Source organism: Cupriavidus sp. DL-D2 (assembly GCF_039710735.1).
GTDB lineage: Bacteria > Pseudomonadota > Gammaproteobacteria > Burkholderiales > Burkholderiaceae > Cupriavidus.
Window position 1 is genome coordinate 115,892 of sequence record NZ_JBDKXK010000014.1, and the last position, 18,748, is coordinate 134,639.

Annotated in this window: 12 protein-coding genes; 2 read left to right on the forward strand and 10 right to left on the reverse strand. The window is 64.4% G+C overall.

Features of this window, described 5'->3' with window-relative positions:
• Positions 1–11: 11 nt before the first annotated feature.
• A complete protein-coding gene (locus ABDB81_RS10840) occupies positions 12–1,076 on the reverse strand; it encodes an ABC transporter substrate-binding protein (RefSeq protein WP_283205157.1) in 1,065 nt (354 codons plus the stop codon).
• 209 nt (positions 1,077–1,285) lie between these two features.
• On the opposite strand from ABDB81_RS10840, the gene ABDB81_RS10845 reads away from it, so the two are divergent.
• Positions 1,286–1,984 carry a response regulator gene (locus tag ABDB81_RS10845; protein ID WP_137927940.1) on the forward strand — a complete coding sequence of 233 codons (699 nt, stop codon included), beginning with the start codon at positions 1,286–1,288 and terminating at the stop codon, positions 1,982–1,984.
• Positions 1,977–3,437 (forward strand): sensor histidine kinase N-terminal domain-containing protein, encoded by a 1,461-nt coding sequence (locus ABDB81_RS10850; protein ID WP_346811061.1) that lies wholly within the window; start codon positions 1,977–1,979, stop codon positions 3,435–3,437. The genes ABDB81_RS10845 and ABDB81_RS10850 overlap by 8 nt, the downstream gene beginning before the upstream one ends.
• A 167-nt stretch (positions 3,438–3,604) precedes the next feature.
• On the opposite strand, the gene ABDB81_RS10855 is transcribed toward ABDB81_RS10850, so the two are convergent.
• The 9 genes from ABDB81_RS10855 to ABDB81_RS10895 form a co-directional block, all read right to left on the reverse strand.
• Positions 3,605–4,426, reverse strand: a complete 822-nt coding sequence (locus ABDB81_RS10855; RefSeq protein WP_346811062.1) for a ChaN family lipoprotein — start codon at positions 4,424–4,426, stop codon at positions 3,605–3,607.
• Positions 4,423–4,779, reverse strand: coding sequence for a DUF2149 domain-containing protein (locus ABDB81_RS10860; RefSeq protein ID WP_137925995.1), 357 nt, complete (start codon positions 4,777–4,779; stop codon positions 4,423–4,425). The genes ABDB81_RS10855 and ABDB81_RS10860 overlap by 4 nt, the downstream gene beginning before the upstream one ends.
• On the reverse strand, positions 4,776–5,285 hold the full coding sequence (locus tag ABDB81_RS10865; protein ID WP_249359465.1) for a MotA/TolQ/ExbB proton channel family protein: 510 nt from the start codon (positions 5,283–5,285) through the stop codon (positions 4,776–4,778). The genes ABDB81_RS10860 and ABDB81_RS10865 overlap by 4 nt, the downstream gene beginning before the upstream one ends.
• Before the next feature lie 72 nt (positions 5,286–5,357).
• Complete coding sequence (cobN, locus tag ABDB81_RS10870; protein WP_346811065.1) at positions 5,358–9,335, reverse strand: cobaltochelatase subunit CobN; 3,978 nt, start codon at positions 9,333–9,335, stop codon at positions 5,358–5,360.
• Between the two features lie 37 nt (positions 9,336–9,372).
• A complete protein-coding gene (locus tag ABDB81_RS10875) occupies positions 9,373–11,565 on the reverse strand; it encodes a TonB-dependent hemoglobin/transferrin/lactoferrin family receptor (protein WP_346811066.1) in 2,193 nt (730 codons plus the stop codon).
• Between the two features lie 357 nt (positions 11,566–11,922).
• Positions 11,923–15,120, reverse strand: coding sequence for an efflux RND transporter permease subunit (locus ABDB81_RS10880; protein WP_346811068.1), 3,198 nt, complete (start codon positions 15,118–15,120; stop codon positions 11,923–11,925).
• A 4-nt stretch (positions 15,121–15,124) separates the two neighbouring features.
• Positions 15,125–16,363: an efflux RND transporter periplasmic adaptor subunit gene (locus tag ABDB81_RS10885; protein WP_346811069.1), complete on the reverse strand. Its 1,239-nt coding sequence runs from the start codon at positions 16,361–16,363 to the stop codon at positions 15,125–15,127.
• A gap of 289 nt (positions 16,364–16,652) precedes the next feature.
• Positions 16,653–17,297 carry an MOSC domain-containing protein gene (locus tag ABDB81_RS10890; protein ID WP_137926000.1) on the reverse strand — a complete coding sequence of 215 codons (645 nt, stop codon included), beginning with the start codon at positions 17,295–17,297 and terminating at the stop codon, positions 16,653–16,655.
• Positions 17,298–17,484: 187 nt separating this feature from the next.
• Positions 17,485–18,498, reverse strand: coding sequence for a D-2-hydroxyacid dehydrogenase family protein (locus ABDB81_RS10895; RefSeq protein ID WP_137926001.1), 1,014 nt, complete (start codon positions 18,496–18,498; stop codon positions 17,485–17,487).
• Positions 18,499–18,748 lie beyond the last annotated feature (250 nt).

Sequence of the window (18,748 nt, forward strand, 5' to 3'; positions counted from 1 at the left end):
TTGCCAACGCGCTAGCTTCTCAGCGCCTCGCGCCACCGCGCGAGGAATGCATTCTTGCGCAGCGTGTCCTGCGCGGCCAGCAGGCCGGGCCCCACGCTGATGGGCTTGAGCGCATAGCCCAGCCGCTCGGCCAGCGCATTGGCGGTTTGCGTGCTGTCCGTATCGGTGCGGATCGTATAGAGCTGCGATGTGGATTTGCCGAGCAGCGCCTGTCCATCGCGCGACAACAGATAGTCCAGCCACAGCCGCGCCGCGTTGGCATGCGGGGCCTTTCGCGCAATGAATGCCACGCGCGACATCACCAACGTGTAGTCTCGCGGCGCGATCACGCCAATGTCCGCGCCGCGCTCGATCAGTGACAGCGCGTACGATCCCAGCAGGTTGTAGCCGAGCACCAGCCGGCCGCTGGCAATACCTTCGATCATCTCTGCCGTGGACGCCGACAGCACCACCTTTGCGCGGCCCAGCGCCTGCGCCAGATACCAGAACTCGCTGCCCATGCGCGCGTCCTGCTGGGCGAGCAGATACCCCACGCCCGATCGCTCCACATCGTAGGTCACTACCTTGCCGCGCCACTGCGGCGCGTGCTCCTGCAGCAGTCGCGCCAGACCGCTGCGGCTGGCCGGCACCTGCGCATTGGCGAAGTGGCGACGGTTGTAGACAATCACTGCCGGTTCGAACGTGGTGCCCCATGCTTCATCGCGCCACACGGCCCAGCCGGGCAGTCCGGCGCGCTCGGGAGATTCGTAGCGTTGGGCGTGTCCATCGTTCACCAGCTTGATCTGCAGGTCCATCGCCGTGCTCCACAGCACATCGGCGCGGGTTCCGGTTCCGTTTTCGGACAGGAACCGCTCATGCAGTTCCACCGTGTTCAGATCTTCGTAACGCACCCGCACACCCGGAAAGCGCGCCTCGAATCCTGCGATCAATGGCTTTGCCACGTCCATGTCCGTGGAGGCATACACGGTCACCGTTCCCTCTTTCTGCGCGGCAGCGATGATCTCCGCATACTGTGCGGGATAGCCGGCGGGCACGCGGGGAGCGGGCTGTGCGAGTGCGGGCCAGCCCGTCGCCATGGCGCTGCCGGCGAGCAGCAATCGACGTCGTGCGACGCTGGGCGGATCGGAGGGAAAGCCGGAAGAATGGGGCACGGTGTGCTTGGGAAAACCGGGAGTCAAACAGGGGGGCGAGGGCGGAGTTATTATAGGCGCCCGCAGGGCCGCCCGGCGCGGCCCGCGCGAACGGAACAGAACAAACAGAACGACAGGTGTGGAGGAGATCCGGCATGCGCATTCTGCTGGTGGAAGACGAGGTGGAACTGGCCCGCTGGGTGGGGCGCGCGCTGGAGCAGGGCGGCTTCGTCATCGAGCACGTCACGGACGGCCTGCAAGCCGACGCCCGCCTGATGGCCGAGGAATACGACGCCGTGGTGCTCGATCTGCGCCTGCCCGGCAAGGACGGGCTGGCCGTGCTCAAGGCGATGCGTGGCCGTGACGACCGCACGCCCGTGCTGATCCTCACTGCACAGGACACGCTCGACGAGCGCGTGCGTGGCCTGAACCTCGGCGCGGATGACTACCTGCCCAAACCGTTCGCGATTGCAGAACTCGAAGCGCGCATCCTCGCCCTGATCCGCCGCAGCCGGGGCCGCGCCCATCCGCGCCTGCAATGCGGCACGCTGGTGTTCGATGGCGAGACCCGCAGCTTCACACTAGGCGGTGCGCCGCTCTCGCTGACGCCGCGTGAATCGACATTGCTCGGTGCATTGCTGGCCCGCAGTGGGCAACCGCTGACCAAGGCCCAGTTGCTCGACAAGGTGTTCTCGCTCGATGCCGATGTCAGTCCCGATGCCATCGAAGTCCTCGTCTATCGTCTGCGCAAGAAGTTGAGCGGCCACGGCGTGACCATCGTCACGCTGCGTGGCTTCGGGTATCTGCTCGAACCCGAAACTGCGCCGCCTGCCACGCCGGGCACCGATGCCTGAGCGTTCGCGCCAGCGTACGTGGCTTCCGCTGCGCGGCAGCTTGCGGCGCCAACTGCTGATCCTGCTCGTGCCTGCACTGGCGCTGATGATGGCCGTGGATACGTGGTTCACCTACGGCACCTTGCGCGATGCGGCCAACACGGCTTACGACCGTTCGCTCTACGGCTCGGTGCGTACCATCGACAACGCCATCGGCATGGCGGGGGAGAGCGTGCAGCTCACCTTGCCCGACGCGGCAATGGAGATGTTCGAGACCGCTGCGCAGACGCACGTGTTCTATCGCATCTCGATGGAGCGCGATGGGCGCGTCGAGACCATCACCGGCTACGACGACCTGCCACTGCCGAAGGGCACGCTCGTCAACAACCAACCGCGCTTCTACGATGCCGTCTATCGCGGCGATGCCGTACGCATTGCCGCGATGGCGCGCCCCGTGTATCGCCCTGACGCACGCATGCGCGTGATCATCCAGGTGGCCGAGACCGCCGAGCCGCGCGCGGCACTGATCGGCAACGTCTGGCGCAGCGCATTGCTGCGCGACGTGGGGTTGATCCTGTTGTCCGCTTTGATTCTGATCGGCGGCATCACCTACGTGCTCAAGCCGCTGCAACGCGTGCGCGCCGATGTCCGCGCGCGTTCGCCTGAAGACCTGACACCACTCGAATTCGAGCATGTGCCCGTGGAAGTGCGGCCCCTCGTGGATGCGGTGAACCTGCATGTCTCGCGCTCCGAGGCCATGGCGCAATCGCAGACGCAGTTCATTGCCGATGCGGCACACCAGTTGCGCACGCCGCTGGCCATCCTCAAGACACAGGCCGAGTTCGCGCAGCGTCAGTTGCAGGGTCGCCATGACGAAAACTCGCACGCGGCGGCCAGCGAGGCTGTCGGTGGCATCGTTGTGCAACTCGAGCAGGCGGCACGTCTTACCAACCAGTTACTGGCACTGGCCCGCGCCCGTCAGCCATCGCGCGATGCTTCCGATAACGACGCTGCAGTGGCGGTCGTCGATGCCGTGGCGGTGGCCGAACAGGTCGCGCTCGACTACCTGCCCCTGGCACGCGGCAAGCAACAGGATTTCGGCTGGGAACGTCCCGCCGGTCTGACGTTACCCGTACGCGCCGATGCGGCATTGTTGCGCGAAGCATTCGCCAATCTCGTGCACAACGCGATCCAGTACGCAGGGCCACGCAGCCGCATCACGCTATCCGCTGCGCGACGCGATGGACATGCAGTGCTGATTGTGGAAGACGATGGCCCCGGGATTCCCGAAGCGGAACGCGAGAAGGTGTTTGCGCGCTTTTATCGACGCGTGGGGAACGCGGAGCCGGGGTCAGGGCTAGGGCTGGCGATCTCGCGGGAGATGGCGGCGAGGTTTGGTGGCAAGGTGACGCTGCGCGAAGGTGCGCAGGGCAGGGGTGTGCGCGCGGAGATGGAGTTTTTGTTGGTGGGGTGATTGGCGCAATCACTCCCTGCGTTTTGTTCCCCTCTCCCTCTGGGAGAGGGGTTAGGGGAGAGGGCGGGCAGCTCTGCTTGCCGACCTCGTCGCAATTTGCACGGATTGCCCTCTCCCCCGCCCCTCTCCCGCAAGCGGGAGAGGGGAGAAAACCGAGAGCGAGAAAACTACTTCGCCATCACCGCACCCTTGCATGGATCTTCCCGATCCTTCGTCGGCACGCGCACCACCGTGTCATACCCCGCATCCGGCGAGTCCATCTCCAGATACCCAACGCTGATTACGCGCGCATCGTCACCCAGCCAGCGCGGCACACCCACATCGCGGCGCACATGACCATTCCCCGCGATCAACACCGCACCACGGCTCGCATAAGGGCGCAGCGTTTCCGCCATCACCGCATCGCGCGCGGCCTGCGCGTTCAGCATGCCAGGCAGCATCGTCTTCGGAAAGTGACCACAGTGCCCCGCATCAAGCGTCGCGGTCTGCGCCGCAACCAAGTCCGCAGGCAATGCACGATCCAATCCAAGCGCTTTCTGCTGCGACGTAGCGAACACATCACCGAATCCACCGCGCACGATCTTCGCCGCATCGGCGCGCGACAAATTCGCGGCCAATAGCGGCAAATCGTATTGCAGTGCCAGCGCGATCACCGGCTTGTAGAGCGCCCAATCCCAACCACTCTTGCCCGATGCCTGCGCGATCACGTAGTCCACATCGCGCGGACGCTCACGGCGCGCACGATCGATGTCGGCCTGGCGCTCGCGGTCGAACTGCTCCATCGCGATGGCCGGGCGCCAGCCCGCTTCCACCGCGCGCGTCAGGGCCTGCAGGCGCTGTTGCTGCGCGGCGGCGCTGTCATGCACTTCGCCCAGCAGCACATAGGACTTGCCCGCAAAGCGCTGGCCGATGGTGTCGGGCGTGGGGGCGGTGGTGGCGCACGCACCAACAACAACAGCCGCGGCAAGGCAGATGAAAGGACGAATCATGGTTTGGGGGCTTCCGGTTGTTGCGATGACGACGATTGCACAGCGTGAGTCTCCGGCACATACACCATCGACCCATCCTTCATGCGATACGCGACGCCGGCCTTGATGCCGTCGCCCGATCCCACTTGCCCGCTCGCTTGATAGCGGACGATCTTCTCGCCCTGGCGCGACACGATTTCCATGTTCGGCTTGCCAGGGTTCGTGATGATCGTCACATCTTCATGGGTGAACGGATTCAGCGGATTCTGCGCGATGGTCACCAGCAGCGCGGCAATCACCACCAAGAACACATCGATCAGGTTCACCACCGACAGGATCGGATCGTCGCCCTCGCTTTCTTCGAGGAACTTCATTCGTCGGCCTCCCACGTCGGGCGCGACTGGCCGAGCCAGACCAGTTCCTCGGCCAGCCAGCGGCGACGCACGTTGACCACCCAGAACGTGATGCTGGCAGCGATCAGCGCCAGGATCACCGCTGAAAACGCAATCGTCAGGTTCTCGCCCACATTGGCGAGGTTGCCACCCGACAGACTCTTCAGTGCGGGCCCCATCGGGATCATCGTGGCCACCAGCCCCAGCATTGGCGCCACGCGCGTGGCGATGCGCGGACGCTCCAGCAGCTTGTGCGCCGCCACGTCGAGCGCGTCAGAGTGGCTCACCTTGTGCCGGCGCGCCCAGGCCACCAGCACGTAGCCACGCCCCGACTCCATCGGATGGCGGCCACGCAGCCACGCCTGCATCGCAAAATCGCCGAGCGCCCAGAACGCATAGAGGAACAGCAGGCCGATCAGCGCCAGCGTCGGGTACAGAAACATCTGGCCGACGTCATACATCAGGGTTTCAAGCAAAGTAGGAGTCATGATATCTATGCGAGTAATACTTGATGCGAATTTATACGATTAAAAATTCTTAATTTGGATATTCGACACATCTCAATCCGTCAGTCGCCGTCGTGCGCTGAGGGCTCCGCCGATCAGCGCTGCGGCCAGCGCGATGCCACCCGCCAGCCAAGATAGCACTGGCACAAGCGCCGCAGCAGGCGGTTTGCGCACTTCGAGCCGCATGCCTTGGACGGGCTGCGGTTGAGGCTGGGCCGGCGCAGCGGGAGCCGGAGGTGTCGGTTCCGCTGCCTTCGCTGCGGGCGGCGCAGCGCGCGGGGGCACCGGTGCAGCAGGCGTTTGCATGCCATACCCGGCCTGCGCCGTCGCCACGGTCTCCCGATACGCATTGAATTGCCGATTGCCGCTGCGGATATCGTGATCCTTTGCGAGCGCGTCATATCGTTGCGCCAAGGTCTTCAACATCGCGGCGTCGGCGCGCCAGTAGCCCTTGCGCGCGGCCTCCATCATGCGTTCGATGACCTGGGCCTGTGCCTGCGGCGCGTGCTGCGCGAACCATTCGTTCAACCCGAGCTTGTGCTTGTCGTTGACGTACACCTCCGCGAACTCGGTCCACTGATCGTCGCGCACGATCTCGGGCGAGGTCGCCGTCCACCCCCAGAAGTTGTTCACGGTATCGAGCACGTTCAACGCACCGCTATAGCCCTCGGCCTTCATGCCTTCGATCCAGCCCGGATGGAAGTAACGCGTGCGCAGTTCTGCAGCGAGAAAGCTCGCCGCCGTCTCGGTCTTCGCATGATTGGCATCGCGCAGATTCGAGATCAGCAGCTCGGGCGCCTTGCCGGTCAGGTGCCGCACCGCGAGACCGATGCCGCCGAGATACTGGAAGGGATCGTCCGTGGTCAGCATGCCGTAGAGATTGGAACTGCGCGCCAGCAGCGCACCGTCCACGCCCTTGAGATTCTCCGCATAGAGATTGGTCTGCGGCAGCTTCTCGCCCCAATGCTTCTCGTCGGGGCCGTAGGCGTATTGCATGCGCGCGAGGTAGACATTGGCGAGCTTTGCATCGGCGGCCTTGCCACTGCCAAACGAATCGGTCGCTTGCGTGGCGTCGTCGAGACCCGTGCCATAGTTGCCCGATTCGCTCGCGAAGATGCGCGTGACGGCCAGCCCGTCGAGCCGATCCTGCGGCACGCCCGCCTTCACCAACTGCGCGCGCATCGCACGCGTATTCGCGGCTACGTTGTTGTCCGCTTCCGGCTGCGCCGCCGCCAGCTTTACCGCTTCCGCAAGCCACTTCATGAGGTTAGGAAAGTGATCGCGGTAGAGACCCGTGGCCGACAACACCACATCCACACGCGGACGTCCGAGTTCGTTCGACGGTATCGCTTCCACACCGGTCACGCGGCCACCGTCATCCCATTTCGGACGAATGCCGAGCACGGCCATCGCCTGCGCTTCGAGCATGCCCTGATGGCGCATGGTCTCCACACTCCACAGCGAGAACGCCAGCTTCTTCGGCCACTGGCCATGACGCTTGCGCCAGTCCGCGATCATCGCTTCCGCAGCGGCCTGTCCAGCCTTCCACGCTTCGCGGCTCGGCACTTTTGAAGGATCAAAGCCATAGAGATTGCGGCCCGTGGGCAACGCACCGGGATTGCGTACGGGATCGCCACCCGTACCGGTCTTCACGTACTGTCCCGAGAGCGCGGTCAGCAATGCTTCGGCCTCCGGCTGCGTGTCGAGGCTCGCATACAGTTGCCGCGCGCGCTGCATGTCCTCGCGCTGCTTTGGATCGCGCAACGTGTCGAGCGACGCGTTCTCGATCACATAGCGATGCACCAGCGCATAAGGCGCGGTCTTCGTCAGTTGCGCGAAGTCCACCGCGAACAGTTCCTCGGGCTCTTCGGGAAACACGCGCTTGAGCCAGTCCTTGCCGAGCATCGCCATCGTCGTGAACAGCCGCAAGCCCTCGTCCTGCGAGTGTCCAAACGTGTGCAGCCCATAAGGTTGCAGCGTGCCGCCGAGATCGTGCAGGTGCGTGTGCAGCGCATCGAGATACACGACGAAATCCTTGCGGGCACGCGCCTCGGTCCAGCCCATGTCTTCGAACACATGCATCGACTTGCTGCGTGCGAGGATGTCGGCTGCGAGCGTGTCCTTCACCGCGCCCTCGTCCTGTGCGAGGTACGCGTGCAGTTGATCGTGAAGATGCGTCAGGTCGGTGTGCAGCCCTGCGGGCCGGAACGGTGGCGTCTGATGGCTGACGATCACCGCGCGGCCACGTCGCTTGGCCTGGATCGCCTCGCCCACATCATCGACGATGTAGGGATAGATGACCGGCACATCGCCGAGCACGAGGTAGGGCGCATCGGTCACGGCCAGCGCGCGCTCCTTGCCCGGTGTCCACTCCTGCGTGCCATGCGTGCCGTAGTGCACCAGCGCGTCGCGGTCCTGCCGCGCCCACAGGTACGCCGCCATGTAGAAATGATTGAGCGGCGTCTTGGTCGAGTGATACAGCGCCTTCTCGTCCGTGGCGCTGCGCTCGCCACGCGGCGGCACCGGCATCAAGGCCACATTGCCAACCTGCAAGCGCGGAATCACGAAGCCCGGCTCGCCATTGCGCGTGGTGGCCATCGACGATTGCTCGGGCTGTCCCCAGCGCTGCGTCACGCTGTCACGCAACGCGGCGGGCTGCGCATCGAACCATGCGCGATAGCGCGACATCGGCATCCACACCGCGTGGTCGGATGCGAGCAGCGGTTGCAGTGTGCCGGTGCGATAGAACGGCGCCAGCAGTGCACCGAGTTCGCGTTGCAACGTCGTTTCATCGAGCTTGTCTGTGCGATAGCCCGTCGCCTGCAATGCAGCAAGCGTACTCGCAAGGCTGCGCGGCAGATTAAGAAACGATGCAGACAGATTCTTCTCGCCGGACGGGTAGTTGTAGAACAGGATGGCCACGCGCTTCCCGGCATTTGGCGTGGACTGCAACCGCGCGAGCGCGACCGCCTTGCCTGCCACGGCATCGACCTGCTCCGGAATGCCGACGATGGCGCCATCGCGCTTCGACGTGGCGGCGGCGAGCATCGGGTCCATCACGCCTGCTAGTTCGGGCTGCACGAGGTAGAAGGGCGTATCCGTCAGGCTGATGCCATGTGGATCGGCAGCCCAATCGGCGGCATCGCCCTTGCGATAGGGCATCACCTGCAACACCGGCACACCGAGTGTTTCGAACTCGGCCTTGCGTCCCTGCGGATTGAGCATGATCTGGCCATTGATCAGCACATCGACGAGGCGCTTGCCATCCGGCGCCACCATGCGCGTGATGGCATCGGCTTCCATGATCGGGCCATAGAAGACGAGGGCGCGTGCGTGACGCGATTCGATGCGCGCGATCAGGTCATCGATGAACGCGCTGTCGAGGCCCGACACATAGGCTTGGTGGATGGCGATGCCGATCACCGGCATACCGTCTGCACCCGATGCTTTCAACGCTTCCGCAGGCGTGGTCGTGATGACGTCTGGCAAGCGGGGATGGTAGTACGCCGCCTTCGGAAATATCACCGGCGGTGGGATCGATGCATCCGCGCGCAAGCGAAACTGCGCGGACGCCACGGTGCGCAGCATCGCATCGAAGTTGGCGCGGCCACCGTTCGCGTAGTAGGTATGCATGCGCTTTGCCAAGGCATCGTCGACACCGCGTGCCTCGTATCGATCCGTCGCCAGCAAGACGCGCGGCGTGGTCGATGTGGTCCACAACGGACCGAGTTGCGCGAGCATCGCCGTGACGATATGGTCGCGCGGCGCATCGACGATCAGCAGATCCGTCTTCGTCGCAAAGCTACCGAGTTCCTGCGCGGAGAGCTTCTCGATATAGCGCGCCTCCAGCGTCATGCCGTGCTGCGCGGCCATCTCGCGCAGGGGTTCGAACTTACCGGCGGGCACCGGCGATGTGGTCAGGATGTGGATGCCCGGCGCGGCGGCATGCGCGGACATCGCCATCATCGCAACCAGCAGCACAACCAGGCACGCCAGCCACCGCGCCGTTGCCAATATCGATTGTTGAAGCATCGTGTCTCCTCCTGATGGCTTGTGCGTCATGCGTGCGTCAGAACGCGACCTTGACGCTGGCCGCCACCGTCCGGCCTGGTTGTGTATAGAAATCGAGGCCAGGGTCTGTCGCGGTCACGCCGGTCTGGCGCACATCGCCCCAGAGCCAGTACTTCTTGTCGAACAGGTTGTTGACCGCGAGTGTCAGCGTGGCGCGCTTGCCGAAGCGCCACCATGCCTGCAGATCGACCACGCCATAGCCGCCGGGCTTGAAGTACTGCGTGCGCGAATCGTCCGTGCGCGTCACGGCCTTCGCACCGCGCCAGCGCAGTCCGGCACCGGGACCATCCTCACGCTGCGGCTCCCATGTCAGTCCCGCCGATGCGCGCAATGGCGACACCGTATTGAGCGGCTGATCCTTCTGCTCGTTCGTGCCATGCGCATACGCTACCGCGCCATCCACGCGCCACTGCGGCAGGAAGCGCCAGGATCCACGCCACTCCGCACCATAGATGCGCACCTTCGATTGATTGCGGTACTGGTAGGTCGCGCGCATGCCAGACAGGCACGACGGATCGGACGGACAACGGAGCATCACCTGTTCGATGAAGTCCGTGTAGCGATTGTCGTACATGGCCACGCTGCTCTGCACGGTGTCGCTGGTGTAGCGCACGCCCACTTCGAACGAGCGGCTTTTCTCGGGGTCAAGATCGCCATTCGGCGCTGCGCCGTAGCCCTGCACCGGATTGCGGAAGCTGCCGTTGATCTCGCGATAGCTCGGCGCGCGATAGCCAAACACGTATTGCGCCCACACGTTGATGCGATCCGTCGCCTGCCACAGTGCGGACAGCTTCGGCGACAGGTTCGAATCGCTCTTGTCGATAGGCGCCTTGCCGTTTGCGCTGTGATACAGCGAATCGTCATCGGGACCGAGCGAGTACTGGTCAAAGCGCAGGCCCGGCGTCAGCGTGAAACGGCCATCGAAGAAACGCAGTTCGTCCTGCACGAACACACCGATCTGACGCGTCTCTCCCTTGGGGAAATCGTGCAGCGGGAAGTTCTCGCCAGCCAGCGATTTCACAGTGGTACCGGTCGTGGTGTTGACCACGGTCGCGTCGCGCATTTCCTCCGAAGTGGTCTGGAGAAAGTCCACGCCGCCGATCAGCCGATGCTCGACGCTGCCCGTGCGAAAACCCTTGTCGGCCTGCACGTTGAAGCCGGTCTGCGCCTGCTCGAATCCGAAATCGAGTCCCACATTGCAGAGGTTTCGTCCAGGCCGCGTGCCCGAACATCCCGCGCTGGTGCCGCTGCGCACCTGATCGGTGTGCGTGCCCGAATTGCTCTGCTGGTAGTACACCGATGCCGTGAGCCGATCGAGCACCGCATTGGCAGGACGCCATTCGTAATCGAGCGAGATACGGTCGCGTTTCATCTCCTCCGTGCCATCGGCCTGCGTCACGCGAGGCAGCGCGGGCGTGAGGCGCAGCATGTTCGTGCTGCTGTGCGCATCGCGCCGCTCATAGGTCAGGCGGAAACGTTGCCGGGGCGTGGCGTTCAGCACCACCTTGCCAAGATAGGCATTGGTCTCGCCGCGCTGCGGATTCGGTGTGGTGCGGTAGATCGAGGTCGAATCGTTCGCACCCATGTTCTGCATTTCATGCGACGTGCGGTGCGCGTACATGAACAGGCCCTGCACCGTGTCGTTGCCGCCGGCCACGCCCACGGTCTGGCGGAAGCCGTCATCGATGCCATTCCATTCGAGCCCCGCTTCGGCACCAGCTTTCTTACCGCGCATCAGATCCACGGGATCTTTCGTCGCATACGACACCACGCCGCCGATGGCATCGGAACCATAGAGGCTCGATGCGGGACCACGTAGTACTTCGACGCGTTTCAGGAACGAGAACTCCGGCGCCTCGCGCGTGGATGTCGAGATATTCGACGGCCCGCCGCCGCTGTAGTAGTCGGGCAGGCGTACGCCATCGACCATCTGTAGCACCCGGTTGTCTTCGATGCCCCGGATGTTCACGCTGCCCGCGCCAAAGCGGCGACGGTCGCGCGGCACGTCGATGTCGGGTTCGTCGGCAAAGAGGCCGGTCTCGTCAACGGGCATGGCCTGCCCGATCCTGCGCGCGTCTTCCACCGTGATGGTGGACGCCACCGCATCGGCGCGTTCCTCGGTGCGCGTGGCGGTGACCACCACCTCCCCGAGTTGCCGCACCTCCTCGGCACATAGCGGTGCGCTCAGCATGGCGCAAAGTGTGGCGACAGGTGTCGTCCTGAAATTGGCGCATGAGCGCGCCAGCCAACGGCATGTCATCGGTTTTTCCCCCTGATGGAAAGCGATAACGCTGGCTGGCTGAAATGCCGCGTGGCCGATGAGGTCCTCGCGTCAGGGGGCGGATGGCTGGCATGCGTGCACGGCGGGCCCTGTGGTTGGTGTGTGGGCGTCGCGCCGGAAACGAGAATTATTCTCGTTTATTTCCGAATCGACAAGAGCCGTTGTGCAAGGTGCCCTGTTGTTGTTGGAGAACGACGAGGCGCGACGGAGAACGATCGGAAAAGACTGACTCCCGCTCCCGCCTGCGCGGGAGGGGAGCAGGGAACATCAGTGCGTGACGGCCTCGGGCTGCTTCACGTCGAGCGGGTTGCCCTCGGCGTCGATCTGCAGCGGGCCGGTGCCGGAGTACTTGTCCAGCGCCAGGTAGATCACCGGCGTGATGAACAGCGTGATGACTTGCGAGAACAGCAGGCCGCCCACCACCGCCAGGCCCAGCGGCTGACGCAGTTCGGCGCCCGCACCCAGACCCAGGGCGAGCGGCAGGGCGCCCATCACGGCGGCGAACGTGGTCATCATGATCGGACGGAAGCGCAGCAGGCACGCCTGCCGGATCGCCTTCGCCGGATGCATGCCCTGTTCGCGCTGCGCAGCCAGCGCGAAGTCGATCATCATGATCGCGTTCTTCTTCACGATGCCGATCAGCATCAGCACGCCAATCGTCGCAATCAGCGATAGCTCCACGTTGAACAGGTACAACGTAGCCAAAGCGCCAATTGCCGCCGAGGGCAGGCCGGCGAGAATCGTCAGCGGGTGAATGTAGCTCTCATACAGCACGCCCAGCAGCGTGTAGATCACCGCCAGCGCCGCCACAAGCAGCACCACCTGCGTGGCCTGCGAGGACTGGAACACGGCCGCATCGCCGCCCCAGCTCGTGAAGATCGACGCGGGCACTTCCAGTTCCTGCTTGTAGCGATCCATCAGCTTCGACGCGTCGCCCAGCGGCGCACCCGGCGCGAGGTTGAACGACACGGTCACCGAGGGCAACTGCCCCTGGTGATTCACCGCAATCGGTCCCACGCGGCGCTCGGTGGTGGCAAAGGCCGACACCGGCACCATCTGGCCCGTCTTGCTGCGCACGTAGAGCTTGGAGAACGCGGTCTCATCCACGCGATCCACATCGGCGGCGGTCAGGATCACGTAGTAGTTATCGATGGGCGTATAGATCGTCGAGACCTGCCGCTCGCCGAACGCGGTGTACAGCGCCGTACGCACGTCCTGGATCTGCACGCCCAGCGCATTGGCCTTGTCGCGGTCGATGGTCAGGTGCGCCTCAAGGCCCGACTGCTGCGAATCGCTCGTCACGTCGCGGAAGATCGGCTCGGCGCGCATCTTGGCCATGAGCTTGTCGCTGAACTCCTGCAACTGCCCGGCCTTCACGCTCTGCAGCGTGTACTGGTAGCGGCTCTTGCTCTGGCGGCCGCCCAGGCGCAGGTTCTGCACGGGCGAGAAATACACCTGCAGCCCCGGCACGCCCGAGACATCCTTTCGCAGTGACTCCACCACCTGCGGCATCTTCACGCGCTCGCCAAGCGGCTTCAGTTCCACGAACATGCGGCCCGTGTTGATGGCCGGCGACGGTCCGCCGCCAATCGATGCCACCACGCTCTTCACCGACGGATTCGCGCGGATGCGCTCGGCAGCATCGCGCAGGCGCTCGGACATCGCTTCGAACGAAATGTCCTGCGGCCCTTCTGCATTTACCTGGATCTGGCCGATGTCTTCTTCGGGGAAGAAGCCCTTCGGAATCTTCACGAACATCACGGCGGTAATCACGAACGTGAGACCCGCGATACCGAGCACGAAGCGGCGATGCGCCAGGCACCAGTCCAGCCCGCGCGCATAGTTGTGCAGCGTCCACTCGAACAGGTCTTCGAACCACTGCGTGGAGCGCATGCCGATGGTCTGCTTCTGCACCAACCGATGCACGGGCGCGCCCGCTGCGTGATCGCCATAGGCATGCTGCGATTCATCGACAGGTACGTTCTCCGCCGACAGGAAGCGCGCGCACAACATCGGGATCAGCGTCAGCGAGACCAGCGCCGAGACCAGGATCGACAGCGACACCACCGCCGCGAATTCGTGGAACAGCAGGCCGATCACCCCCGGCATGAAGAAGATCGGGATGAACACGGCCACCAGCGAAATCGAGATCGACAGGATGGTGAAGCCCATCTCGCGCGAACCCACCAGCGCGGCCTTGAGCGGCGGCACGCCTTCCTCGATATGGCGCACGATGTTTTCGAGCATCACGATGGCGTCATCCACCACCAGGCCCACGGCCAGCGTGATGGCCAGCAGCGATACGTTGTCGAGGCTGTAGCCGAACGCCTTCATCAGCGCCACGGTGCCGATCAGCGAGATGGGCAGCGAGACCGTGGGAATCAGCGTGGCCGCCGCGCGGCGCAGGAACAGGAAGATGACCAGCACCACCAGCGCCACGGTCAGCGCCAGCGTGAACTGCACGTCATGGATCGATTCGCGGATCGATACCGAGCGGTCGTTCACCACGGCCACGTTGACCGATTCCGGCATCTGCTGCTTCAGGCGCGGCAGCGCATTCCTGACGGCATCGACCACGGCCACCGTGTTGGCATCAGGCTGGCGCTGCACGGCCAATACGATGGAGCGTTCGTTGTTGAGCCAGCTACCGGTCTTGATAGTCTCGACGCTGTCTTCCACATCGGCCACGTCAGAGAGTCGCACCACGGCGCCGCTAGGCTGGCTCGCCACGATGATGTTGCGGAACGCTTCCGCACTCGTCATCTGGCGATTGGCCTGGATGGTCAGCGTCTGTCGCGCGCCATCGAGCGTACCGACCGGCGTGTTGGCATTGGCGCGATTCAATGCCGTGGCGAGCTCGTCGAGCGTGAGACCGCGCGCGGCGAGTGCATCAGGGTGCGCACGCACGCGCACCGAGAAACGTTTCTGACCGTAGACCTGCACCTGCGCCACGCCGGGCAATGTGGCCAGCGTGGGCGAGATCAGGTTGTCGCCGAATGCATTCAGTTCGCCCAGGCTCATTGATGGCGAATTGATGGCCAGCAAGATCACCGGTGCGTCCGCCGGGTTCACCTTGCGGTACGACGGCGGCACCGTCATCTCGATCGGCAACGAACGTTGCGCGCGGAACAGCGCGGCCTGCACGTCAACGGCCGCATCGTCGATACTGCGGTCGCTGTTGAATTCGATGGTGATGCTGGAGTTGCCGAGCGTGTTCGACGAACTGATCACGGTCACGCCCGGAATCGTCGCGAACTGCTTTTCCAGTTGCGTGGCCACCGAAGCCGCCATGGTCTCGGGACTCGCCCCGGGCAGCGTGGCGGTGACCTGGATCACCGGCGAATTGAAGCTGGGCAGCGCGGCAATCGGAATCGTCGGATACAACACGATGCCGGTGACGATGACGGCCAGGCACAGCAGCACCGTCATCACGGGCCGGCGGATACAAAGCTCGGACAAACTCATGATGTCAGTGTCCGTTGCCGTTGGGTGCTGCCGCTGGAGCCGATGCTGCGGCACCACGCGCCAGCACTTCGCGCACCAGCGTGCCCGGACGCAGGTTCTGCGCGCCCTCGATCACCACGCGGGCCTTGGGCTGCACGCCTTCGACCACGGCGGCTGCCGCGGTGGTGACGATGACCTTCACCGGCACGCGCGCCACCTTGCTGTCCGGCTGCACCACGTAGACGAAGCGGCCCTCGGGACCTGTCACCACGGCTTGCGGCGGCACGCTCAGCGCATCCTTCAACGTCTGCACCGTGGCGCTGACGTTGGCATAGGTGCCCGGCCAGAGCCGGCTTTCCGCGTTGTCGAACATCGCCTTGACGCGGATGCTGCCGTACTGCGGGTCCACCGTGTTGTCGACGAACGTGATCTTGCCCGTGACGGGGCTCTTGTTGCCGTCGTTGGGCTGGGCCGTCACGGCCACCGGGCCGGCACGCAGCGCATCGCGCAGCGAAGCCAGTTGCCGCTCCGGCAGCGTGAACGTGACCGTGATCGGCGCAATCTGTGCCACCGTCACCATCGGCAACGCATTGGTCGGCGTCACCAGCGAACCGGGGAAGACATTGATGATGCCGGTGCGTCCGCCAATCGTCGCGCGGATGGTGCCGTAGCTGATGGCTACCTGGCTGGCCTCGATGGCAGCCTGGTCAGCGCGGATCGTGGCTTCGAAGCCATCCACCTTCGCCTGGGCCGTATCCACGGCGCTGCGCGAAATGAAATTGCGCTGCAGCAGTTCCTGGCTGCGCGCCAGCGTGCGGCGGGCATCGGAGAGATCTGCCTGATCGCGCATGAGCTGGGCGCGGGCCTTTGCCAGATTGGCTTCGTCCATGCGCGAATCGAGCGAGAACAGCAGATCGCCCGGCTTCACGGTCTGGCCTTCCTTGATATGCACGGTGCGCACGGTGCTCGATACCTGTGGGCGCACGTCCACGCTCTGCATGGCCGTCACGGTGCCGTTGGCGTTGACTTCCACGGGCACGTCGCCCTGCTGCACGAGGGCAGTAGCCACAGCCGCAGCGCTGGGGCCCTTGGCTACAGGCTTCGGGGCGAGCCACGTCTTCCAGCCGAACCACCCGGCAATTGCCACGACCAGTACCGCGATCACCACTACCCATGGCGATGTACGGCCACGGCCCGTGCTGGCGGCCGCGCTCCAGTTCCCATCGACAAAGCCTTTCGGCTGGTCGATCCCATCTGATTTCATGTGAGGACCCTCAATTGCCGCATGGCGCGCTCCCCAAAACGTGGCACCCGGCGTCTTGGCACCGGATTTTGCCCGCGCGAACCGCTACTAGTACCGCGCCTCGCCCATCCAGGCAAAGCGCGTTGTATTACAAGCCATTACAGCATCGATGGGGACGGATGGAGGGCCGGCGGGATGGCAGGCCCCCGGCGGTGGCCAAAATGCTTGTATCAGACCTAAAACATTAGCAGAAAAGCCGGTTCGGGCCACTGGGGAATAACGCGGGAAAGGGGAGGTTTCGGCGGAAAACTCAGGCGTTTTCCCGCCGATTGAGGCTTTCGAGCGACACTTCACGTGGCCCTGGAACCAGCACCACGCCATCGCCAGCCCGTATGACACCTGGGCGCGCCACGCCCAGGTACACGCCCGAAAAGCCACTGCGGGTCATGTCGCGCACGGCATGCGCATAGCCCAGGGCGGCATTCAGTTTGAAGCAGGGGCGACGTGTCGATTTCACCACAAACTCGACATCGCCGATGTAGAGGTGGTCTCCCACCCACAGTGCGGTTTCGAGCAATCCTTGCGTGGTCAGGTTCTCGCCCATCGCACCAAACGCCAGCGGACGCTCGGCTTCTTCCACGCCGGCTTCGCGCCGCCGGGTGTTCCACCAGGTGTAATGCTCGATCGGATAGGCATAGACGGCGCGATCCGGGCCACCGTGGACAGTGCGGTCCACCTGTTCATCGCCCGCCATGCCGAGCCGATGCACGCCCACCGCGATAGGGTGATGCTGGGTGCTGAGGGGGTGCTTGCGAATGGCCGACATGACCACGGCCTCGGTTCCGGCACCCGCCACGACCAGCGGCAGCGCCGTCCCCACATTGACAGCCAGTACGCGCCGGACGGCAGGGCCGCCGGTGCCCATTGGATTGGGACGCGGATCGGATTCGGCCACGGTACGCCCTCCTTGCGTGTGCGGGGCCCGCGCGGGTGCCCAGCTTTTCGCTGGTGCCACGCGCTGACTTTGTGAACCGAGTGTACCGGCTCGTCCACGCGTTTGAGGATGGGTAATGTGGGGAAACAGACGCTCCCGGCACACGCGCCAAGCGCGCGCCGGGGCAGGGGTGAGGCAGGGACGAAACTCAGCGCGAAAGCGCCGGTGTCAGGGCCTTAGGATTGGCGATGCTGTCGTGCTTGCCGCCCAGCACGTCGAGGATGTTCTGGAACGCGGTGCGGAAGTACAGCTCGTAGCTGTCACGCTCCACATAGCCCAGGTGCGGCGTGCAGATGCAGTTCTCCATGCGCAGCAGCGCGTGGCCCTGCAGGATCGGCTCGGATTCGAAGACGTCGATGGCTGCCATGCCGGGGCGGCCCCGGTTCAGCGCGGCCACGAGCGCGTTTTCCTCGATCAGCTCGGCACGGCTGGTATTCACGAAAAGCGCCGTGGGCTTCATGCGTTGCAGGTCAGACAGCTTGACGATGCCGCGCGTCTCGTCGTTCAGGCGCAGGTGCAGCGACAGCACGTCGCTGTCGGCGAACAGTTGCTCGACGGATTCCGCCACGTTCAGGCCGTCGTCGCGCGCCGCCTGTTGCGACGCCTCGCGGCCCCAGACCAGCACGTTCATGCCGAACGCACGCCCGAAGCCAGCCAGCAGCTTGCCGATCTTGCCGTAGCCCCAGATCCCCAGCGTCTGGCCACGCAACACCTGGCCCAGCCCGAAATTCGGCGGCATCGTGGTCGACTTCAGGCCCGACTGCTGCCAGGCGCCATGCTTGAGGCTGGCCACGTACTGCGGAATGCGGCGCTGGGCCGCCATGATCAACGCCCACGTGAGTTCGGCGGGTGCCACGGGCGATCCCACGCCTTCCAGCACCACGATGCCACGGTCGGTGCAGGCTTCGATATCCACATGACTACCGGCCCGGCCCGTCTGGCTGATGATGCGCAGCTTGGGCAGCTTCTCGAGCAACTGACGCGTCACCCGCGTCCGTTCGCGGATCAACACCAGCGCCTCCACATCGGAGAGGCGCGCGGCCAACTGGCCCACACCTTTGACGGTATTGTTGAAAACCTTCACGTCATGCCCTTCCAGCAGGGAAAAGCAGGGCAGCTTGCGCACGGCGTCCTGGTAATCGTCGAGAACGGCAATCTTCATTGGTGACTCTTTGAACGGGGGCTTGGTGCGCGCGGCCACAGAATCAGCGCGCGCCGGACAGTATTGTTGGCTTCCCTGACGCAACATCCACGACAGACAAGCGCAGGAATTCGAACAGCCATTTTGACAGGGGCGACAATGCTGCGCAGCAAAAAACAGGGGGCCCGTAGAGTGGTATTCTTGCCCGCTTCCGCGACGCGACAGGTTGGTCGAGCCAAGCTCCCACTCCCTGTTCGCCGCCGGACAATGC

Bases quoted from the DNA above. Each gene is read 5' to 3' on its own strand.
- ABDB81_RS10860 (WP_137925995.1), bottom strand. From the start codon at position 4,779: ATGAAGTTCCTCGAAGAAAGCGAGGGCGACGATCCGATCCTGTCGGTG.
- ABDB81_RS10885 (WP_346811069.1), bottom strand. From the start codon at position 16,363: ATGAAATCAGATGGGATCGACCAGCCGAAAGGCTTTGTCGATGGGAAC.
- ABDB81_RS10855 (WP_346811062.1), bottom strand. From the start codon at position 4,426: ATGATTCGTCCTTTCATCTGCCTTGCCGCGGCTGTTGTTGTTGGTGCG.
- ABDB81_RS10880 (WP_346811068.1), bottom strand. From the start codon at position 15,120: ATGAGTTTGTCCGAGCTTTGTATCCGCCGGCCCGTGATGACGGTGCTG.
- ABDB81_RS10865 (WP_249359465.1), bottom strand. From the start codon at position 5,285: ATGACTCCTACTTTGCTTGAAACCCTGATGTATGACGTCGGCCAGATG.
- ABDB81_RS10895 (WP_137926001.1), bottom strand. From the start codon at position 18,498: ATGAAGATTGCCGTTCTCGACGATTACCAGGACGCCGTGCGCAAGCTG.
- ABDB81_RS10875 (WP_346811066.1), bottom strand. From the start codon at position 11,565: ATGCTGAGCGCACCGCTATGTGCCGAGGAGGTGCGGCAACTCGGGGAG.
- ABDB81_RS10850 (WP_346811061.1), top strand. From the start codon at position 1,977: ATGCCTGAGCGTTCGCGCCAGCGTACGTGGCTTCCGCTGCGCGGCAGC.
- cobN (WP_346811065.1), bottom strand. From the start codon at position 9,335: ATGCTTCAACAATCGATATTGGCAACGGCGCGGTGGCTGGCGTGCCTG.
- ABDB81_RS10840 (WP_283205157.1), bottom strand. From the start codon at position 1,076: ATGGCGACGGGCTGGCCCGCACTCGCACAGCCCGCTCCCCGCGTGCCC.
- ABDB81_RS10845 (WP_137927940.1), top strand. From the start codon at position 1,286: ATGCGCATTCTGCTGGTGGAAGACGAGGTGGAACTGGCCCGCTGGGTG.